Annotated in this window: 6 protein-coding genes; all 6 read right to left on the bottom strand. The window is 58.6% G+C overall.

Annotated features, from left to right (window positions below):
* The coding region (locus K8W16_RS10875; RefSeq protein WP_304123629.1) for a hypothetical protein at positions 1–1,179 on the bottom strand (1,179 nt) is incomplete at its 3' end.
* Between the two features lie 101 nt (positions 1,180–1,280).
* Entirely contained in the window at positions 1,281–2,192 is a 912-nt protein-coding gene (locus K8W16_RS10870) for an NAD(P)/FAD-dependent oxidoreductase (RefSeq protein ID WP_304123626.1), read from the bottom strand.
* A gap of 9 nt (positions 2,193–2,201) precedes the next feature.
* A complete protein-coding gene (locus K8W16_RS10865; RefSeq protein ID WP_304123624.1) occupies positions 2,202–2,519 on the bottom strand; it encodes a co-chaperone YbbN in 318 nt (105 codons plus the stop codon).
* 18 nt (positions 2,520–2,537) lie between these two features.
* On the bottom strand, positions 2,538–3,431 hold the full coding sequence (locus K8W16_RS10860; RefSeq protein WP_304123622.1) for a DMT family transporter: 894 nt from the start codon (positions 3,429–3,431) through the stop codon (positions 2,538–2,540).
* 107 nt (positions 3,432–3,538) lie between these two features.
* Entirely contained in the window at positions 3,539–5,122 is a 1,584-nt protein-coding gene (locus K8W16_RS10855) for a sulfatase (protein ID WP_304123620.1), read from the bottom strand.
* Between the two features lie 30 nt (positions 5,123–5,152).
* Positions 5,153–6,109 carry a tripartite tricarboxylate transporter substrate binding protein gene (locus K8W16_RS10850; protein WP_304123618.1) on the bottom strand — a complete coding sequence of 319 codons (957 nt, stop codon included), beginning with the start codon at positions 6,107–6,109 and terminating at the stop codon, positions 5,153–5,155.
* Positions 6,110–6,195 lie beyond the last annotated feature (86 nt).

Genomic DNA, 6,195 nt, shown 5'->3' with positions numbered 1-6,195 from the left:
GTCCACCACGACTTTTTCCACATGTTTATATAGAAATTGCAAAGCCTTGGCCGAAAGCAGGCGAAGCTGCAGATCATGGATGAGCCTGCTTTTCCACACGGTGTCGTGCAGTTTTTCGTATTCCTGATGGGAGAGTTCCGCTATTTTCAGGATCTGTCGGTCGGCTTCTTCCTGTGAGATTTCCATGTGTTCGCGTGAAGCGAGGGAAAGCAGAAGCGCCTGTACCCTTGCGCGGTATGTCGCCTGCTCGGTGATATCGTCCCTCATCTCTTCCAGGAGGGCGGCGATTTCCTTATCGTTTTTTCCCTGGCGGCGGAGGCCGGAACGGGCTTCCTGAAGGCAGTCCTCCCTGTTCATGGCCATGAGCGTATCGGGCAGGAGGAAGTGTTGTCCTTCCAGAAGCGTGTCGAGCAGGCGTTTCTGGGCGCGGGACTGTATGTTGCGTATCTTTTCCCCCATGATGCGTTCAAAGACGGCGTGCTTAAGCTTGTCGAGGGAGGAAAATCCCATATCTTTTGCCAGAGCTTCATCGAAATCCGGGAGCTCTTCCCGGTTGATGCTCACAAGTTCCACGCGGATCTCCACAGGTTTGCCCCGCAGGTCGGGATCTGGATGGTCTTCCGGGCAGAGCGTCGTGACGGTGCGGCTTTCTCCGGCGAACAGGGAACGCGCGGCGGATTCCACTTCGGACATCTCGGACATGGGGCGCAGCAGCATGGTGAAGCCTTCGCGGCCCATGCCGGGCACTTTCCGTCCGTCGGAAAAGGCGGAAATGTTGAGGCGCAGAACATCGCCGTCACGGGGCTGTCGCCGTTCTTCCACGGCATGCAGGCTGGCCCGGCTTCGGCGAAGTTCCATGACGGCATGCTGGAATTCCCTGGGATCGGGGAGAGGTTCTTCCACTGCGACCTTGATGGTGGAAAGATCTTCGGGAATGGCTACGTCGGGCAGGGTTTCCGCCTCGAAGCAGAAAGATTCTTCCGGTGTTTTTCTCTCTTCGGCGGGCAGCAGGCGCACGGGAGAAAGGGGAAGTATGCCCTCCTGCCGCAGTGTTTCCTGGATGCTGAGATCCAGAAGGTCGTGTTCGGATGCGCCCATGTCGGCCTCCGGGGCCGCTTTATCCACAGTCACATGGAAGCGGAGCACTGTCGGGGAAATACGTTCAACGGAATAAGGCATGATCCGCTCCTTGAAAAAGCGGGAGGGCGGCGGAGCCGCCCTCCCTTTATATGTTGTATACAAAAAGCGATGTTCCCGCCCGCAGTTTTTTTGAAGGGGGATCAGCGGCTGCGCAGATAGGCCCCGGCCTGAAGGGCGGCGATGGTGCCGTCGCCCATGGCGGTGGTGATCTGGCGATATTTTTTCACCGTGACGTCGCCTGCGGCGAACACACCGGGGATATTCGTCTCCATATCGGCGTTTACTCTGATGTAGCCGTGCTCCATATCGAGGACATTCTCAAACACGGAGGTATTCGGATCCTGGCCGATGAAGCAGAAGATACCGTCGATTTCTTCAGTGTAGTCGCGCCCTTCGGCCTTGTCGTGAAAATGCGCGAGTCCGCGCCCCGAGGGCAGGATATCCACGGCGGTGATATCCGTGGACACGGAGACGCGGATTTTGCCCGTAGCGCGCGCCTGATCCTGCGTAGCTGCCGCTGCGATGCAGGAAGGGAAGGTTTCTACGATATGGATATCATGAACGCCGAGGCCGAGCAGATAAAGGGATTCGTCGAAACCGCTGTTGCCCCCGCCCATGACGAGGACGCTTTTCCCCTTATAGGGGGTGCCGTCGCACACGGAGCAGTAGTGGACCTTCTCAAAATCCGTTTCTACGGGGAAGGGGCGGGGTTTGCGGCCTGTGGCCACGATGACGGCGGGAGCTCGGTATTCCTCGCCCATGGATGTGCGGACTATCTTGATATCGCCGGAGAAATCGACCTCGACTACTTCATCGACCTCTTCAATGGCCACCTGGAGAGATTCCACATGTTCCCGGCATTTTTCCATGAGGTCGATACCGTGGATGCTTTGATAGGAAGGGACGTTTTCCACGGTGTTGGTCCAGTTTACAAGGCCGCCGCAGACCTGCTGTTCAAGAATGCAGGCCCTTATGTTGGCCCTTGCGGCATAAATGGCCGCAGTCATGCCGCAGATGCCGCCGCCGATGATGACAAGATCGAAGGATTTCATGGCAAGGCCTCAGGCTCTTTCAAACCAGTTCAGAGTTTCCATGGGATTCATCACCCCGGAATGACGCGCCACAATGACGCCGCCTTTTACGGCGCAGAGGGTGGGGACGCGCTCTACGCCCATTTTTTTCATAAGTTCCGCCTGTTCCACAGATTCCACAGCGGCGAGCTTCAGGTCGGGCATCATGCCTTTGACCTTGTCGAGCACGGTGCCCATGATCTTGCAGTGGGGGCACAGGTGCTTGTGACAGATGATGATGCCGTCGTTGGCGGCGACATAGGCGTCGAAGGTTTCGGCGGTGAGGGCTTCGTAAGCTTCAGCGGGCATAGCTGGAATCTCCTTGTTTTATTTTGTTGCGGCCGATCTGCGCGCGGCGATGCGCTGCTGCATGAAGGTGCCGGAGATGATGATGGAAAGGCCGAGCAGCGTCGTCCAGGCTATGGGTTCGTGGATGACTATGCTGATCCAGAAAAGCGCCAGGAAGGGAACCAGGAAGGGCAGAGTGGAAATACGCGCCACGGAAGAGGTGAGGCGCAGCGCCATGCCCCAGAGCAGGAAGGGTATGGCCAGTTCGAAAAGTCCTACATAGACGCCGCCCAGAAGAGGCCGCAGGGGAAGGAGGAGTGCTTCTCCCCGTATGAGCAGTGTCAGTGCCGCCAGCAGGAAGGAAACCGCGAAGCAGATGACGAGGCCGGGCAGGGCGGGGATGCGGCTTTTTGTGTTTACTATCCAGTACAGGGCGTAGAGCAGGGTGCTTATGATGATGCAGGCCATGCCCAGGGGGTGCAGGGGGCCGAGTTCTCCGCCTGCTCCCAGGGAAATAACGAGCACGCCGCTGTAGGCGAAGACCATCCAGAACAGTTCCCGGGCAGAGAGCTTCTGCTTCATGAGCCAGGACGCGAGCAGAGCCAGCATGAGAGCCCATGTGTTGTTGATGGGCTGGGCGATCTGTGCAGGCAGGTAGTCATAGGCCACGAAGAGCACAGTGTAGTAAAGGTAGAGCATGAAGCCGAGCAGCACACCGCTTTTCCAGTTCCCCGGCGTGAGCGCGCGAAATTCGGAGAGTCTTTTTCCCACAGCCATGACGCCCAGAAGGAACAAGGCCGCCGTGGCCATGCTCACATAAATGAGCTGCATGGGGCTGAGCGTTTCAAGGGCGACCTTGAAGGCCGTGGAAACGGTGGACCAGGCGAGTATGGTCAGCGCCGCGTAGAGGAATGCTTTTGCCTGACTGGTCATGAGAAATGCCTGTGAGGGGGTGAGCCCTTTGTTCAGGGAAGGCGTCGCCTCTGTGAGGCGACGCCCGGGGAAAGGGCGCCCTGCCCGAAGGCAGGGCGCGGAAGGCATCAGGAAGCGCGAAGTTCGGCCATGAACAGCTTGAGCTGTTCCAGGAGTTCCTTCGCCACGTCCTTGTGTTCATGGGCGATGTTGTGCAGCTGGAAGGGGTCGGTACGGCGGTCGTAGAGTTCGTCGCGTTCCGGCACTTCGGTGGACGCCGCGGCCGTGCAGGTCCACTGGGCTTCGCCGTCCAGCGTGGCCATTTTCTTGTGGGCTTCGTAGGCCTTGTTGTAGAAGGCAGTGTCGCGGTCTTCCACCACGTTGGCCTTGGCAAGCTGGCGCAGATGGGCCGTGGAAGCGGCCAGATCCTGGCCGTAAATGCCGAAGCGGGCGTCGGCCACGGTCTTTTCATCATCCTTGAGCCAGTGGATGAACGACCAGTCTTCGGTAATGATGGACCAGGAATAGCGGAAGTAGCCGGCGATGGCGAAATCTCGCACCTTTTCTACTTCGCCGCGGATCATGGGCAGGAGGCTGTGGCCCTGCATGGAGGGATGTACGCCGAGGCCCAGCCAGTCGCAGACGGTGGGGGCTACGTCGCAGGACTGCACGAATCCCTTGAGGCGCTGGTTGCGGGGCAGGCCGGGGCCGCGCACGATCATGGGAGTGTGAGCCAGTTCTTCATAGGGCCAGGGGCGGCACTTGCGCATGATGCCGTGACCGTGTTCACCCTTGCCCATGGGGGAACCGTGGTCGGAAACCAGCATGACCATGGTGTTGCTTTCCAGGCCGAGCTTGTGGATGGCGTCGGTGAGATAGCCGAACCACTTGTCCACGTTGGTGAGCTTTTCGGCGTACAGCATGCGGATGTGGTGCAGTTCTTCATCAGTGTACATGCCTTCCACATGGGCTTGGATGGGGAGGAACATGTCCTTACCCTTGTAGTCGGGGTCGTACATGCAGGTCTTTTCAGGATCGTAGACGGAGGGAGCGTCCCAAGGTTCATGGGGATCAAAGCAGTCGATCCACATGAAGAAGGACTTGTTTTTGTCCACGTCGGCGAGATACTTGGCGGCTTCCTTGAAAATGTGGGCGGCGTGCTGGTCTTCGTCGCTCTTCCAGTACTGGCGTTCCTTCAGGTGGCATTCAATCTGGTTCAGCAGAGGACGCACCACATTTTCGCCGAGGATTTCGTCGGCCTTGTCAATAACGTGCTGTTCCACATAGTCTTCAGCCTTGAACATGGGGTTCAGGTCGTCCTGGGCGAAGTACTGATGGTCGGTTTCATGGCCGTGCAGGAAGTACACACGGTCGAAGCCGCGGGAATAACCGAACTTGGGCAGACGCCAGGGACCCGCATCGTACACCAGATAGGTTTCGATGGGCTGCCCCCAGCAGAGGTCGGCAATGGTGGTGTCGTCGATATCGAGCTGCGACCAACCCTTCACGGGAAGTGTGTAGCGGCCGGTGAGCATGGAACGGCGGCAGGGTACGGTGGGCAGGCTTTCGGTATAGCAGTTTTCAAACAGCGTGCCTTCGGAGGCAAAGCGGTCAATGTTGGGCGTCTTGATCCAGGAGTTGCCGTAGCATCCCAGATAGTTGAACTGCATGGTGTCGCACATGACGACAATGGCGTTTTTGATCTCTCGCATGGTGTTTATCCTTCTATAGTTTGAACAGGGTTACTTTCCGGCCAGAGACATGAGCAGGGCCTTGTTGCGGTCGGATTCCTTCTGGATGAAGGCCAGTGTGTCGGCGGTGTTGAGGTAACCGGGGGCAAGACCAAGCTTTTCGAGCGCTTCGGCGAAGGCGGGGGATTCGCAGGCCTGCTTCATGGCCGCGCTGAGCGTGGCGATGACGTCGGCCGGGACATTCTTGGGAGCGAAAAGGCAGGTCCACTGGCTGATGACAAGATCCTTGCCTTCTTCCTTGGATGTGGGGCAGTCGGGGAAGGCGGGGTCGCGTTCTGTATTGAGCAGAACGAGGGGCTTGACTTCAAAGTTCTTGATGGTGCCCGCCGTGGTGGCATAGAGCTGGGCGCGGTTGCCGGCCAATGCCTGGAAGGCGTCGGCGTCGCCGTTGAAGGGCACATGGTTGGTGGAGGGCATGCCGTACTGCTTGAAGAAGGCCAGCTCCGCCAGGAAGGGAACGGAGCCCGCGCCGGCCGAAGCCCAGAAGAACTTGGAGGGATCAGCCTTGACGGCCTTGATCAGTTCTTCCGTGTTGTTCCAGGGGGCGCTCTTGGGCGTGACGATGTAGTAAGGCGCGTTTACCGCGCGGCCGATAATGTTGAAGGTGTCGATGGAATAGGGGAGCTTGCGCATGTGGGGGTGTATGGCAAGCGGCGCGCTGGGGCAGAATCCCAGGGTATACCCGTCGGGTTTGGCAGTGGCCACGGCGTTCATGCCGTTGAGGCCGGAGGCGCCCACGATGTTCTGCACGGCCACGTTCTGTCCGAGGATTTTCGACATTTCCGTGGCAAGCAGCCTGCCGACGATATCGGCTTCACCGCCGGCTCCGAAGGGCACGATGACGGTGATGGGGCGTTCGGGGTAGGTTTCGGCCTGGGCGGACGGCGTGAAGCCGGGGGCAAAGGTGGCGGCGGCGAGGGCGAGACCGGCAATGAACTTTCTGATCATAAGGCTCTCCTTTTAGAAGTTGGGTTCACAGGTACGCTTATCTCTGTTCTTTCTGAAGAAAGGCAGAACCAGGAGGATGAGGGCCA

The sequence above is a fragment of the Mailhella massiliensis genome, from assembly GCF_020741395.1.
GTDB lineage: Bacteria > Desulfobacterota > Desulfovibrionia > Desulfovibrionales > Desulfovibrionaceae > Mailhella > Mailhella massiliensis_A.
This window is presented reverse-complemented; position numbering and strand designations above follow the sequence as displayed.